Annotated in this window: 1 protein-coding gene; it reads left to right on the top strand. The window is 49.4% G+C overall.

Annotated features, from left to right (window positions below; translation table 11 throughout):
- Positions 1–645: 645 nt before the first annotated feature.
- Positions 646–1,014, top strand: coding sequence for a single-stranded DNA-binding protein (locus LO761_RS12530; RefSeq protein WP_004345305.1), 369 nt, complete (start codon positions 646–648; stop codon positions 1,012–1,014).
- Positions 1,015–1,304 lie beyond the last annotated feature (290 nt).

The raw sequence follows: 1,304 nt of genomic DNA, 5'->3' as shown, positions 1-1,304 counted from the left end.
CATCTATGCGGATTGCCTTGCAGACCTTATAGTGGTACATCCCTTTTCCGTCTCCTACCATGGCACGGCTTGCAGCCTTCTTCAACCATTGTCTTTGAAACTTCCGCTCTTCCTCCCTGACGGTGGAGCCAAGTGGCGAGACTGTATCATGGTATCTCTTACTGTCCATGGACGTTCTCTGACGGCTTACCCCTTTATCTGTCCTTGCCCTTCTTCGGCAGCGGCAGCTTTGCTGGCACGACTTCACTCACCCAAGTTTCAGGGCCTGGCAGAGGTACTGTCATTTCCTTTCCCGTGCGGTCAAGTGTGTTTACCGATACCGGTAGCGTTGACAGCTTCCTGGTCTTGGTTTCATCCTTTCAGCTACCCTTCACTTCAAATCATTCATGGCGTTCTTTTCATTTTTCAGATAAGTCCGACATCCATTTTCCTTTGCAAAGTTAGCGCAAGCGGTGTTCCGCAAGGGTCGCCCTCCGGGACTTGCCTCGTGATTTTTTTCAAGTTTTTGGGGTGCGGTTGCTCCTGATCCAAAAACTCTATGGTCGGAGATGAAAAAAATAACGGTCATCCCTTGCCTTTGCACACCTTCCTCTTGCCTGCTCCTTTATGCACGTAAAATAAATATCAACTTAAAAAATTACAATTATGAACGCAATGAACAATTTCACAGTTACGGGTTATGTTTGCAAGGATGCAGAAGTTAAAAACTTTGAGAAGGCTGCCATCGCACGCTTCGGTATCATCATCAAACACACAGAACGCAAAGGCAACGAGACCACTACGGTCTCTTCGATCATAGGCCTTGAAACTTGGGTAAAGAACGACGATACGGCTACCTTGGAACTGCTGAAGAAGGGCAAGGAGATTACGGTAGAGGGATTCTTCAAGCCGGAGAACTACACCAAGGACGGTAAGAACGTCACGGTTCTGAAGAACATCGCCACAAAGGTTACCGCCTTTGTCAGGGAAGAAAAGCAGGACGCTCCTAAAGCGAAGAACCGGAAGGCCAAGTAAAAGCCTTACTCCGAAAGACGGGAGACTCTTTAAAAGGGTCTCCTTTTTTCATGTCTGCTGCAATCGCATCTGCTATCACGCCATACGGCGGTGTCCATACCTATCTTTCATGCAAGCAGGCCTACTTCTTAAACCCTCTTGTGTCTTCTTCCGTGCCGCGCCGGAACTCCATCAGACACAAGACAGCACAGACTTGCCGTCAGAGCTGCTTCGGGAGAGAGGACTATACTTCTTGTGGAGCCTGCCGCCCCACACCCGGCCACGGAACCGGCACACGCCTGAAGGCAAGT

It is taken from the genome of Phocaeicola oris (assembly GCF_021295095.1).
GTDB classification, from domain to species: Bacteria; Bacteroidota; Bacteroidia; order Bacteroidales; family Bacteroidaceae; genus Phocaeicola; species Phocaeicola oris.
This window is presented reverse-complemented; position numbering and strand designations above follow the sequence as displayed.

What these genes read in the sequence shown, in the direction of transcription:
- LO761_RS12530 (WP_004345305.1), top strand. Translation starts at nt 646, where the DNA reads ATGAACGCAATGAACAATTTCACAGTTACGGGTTATGTTTGCAAGGAT.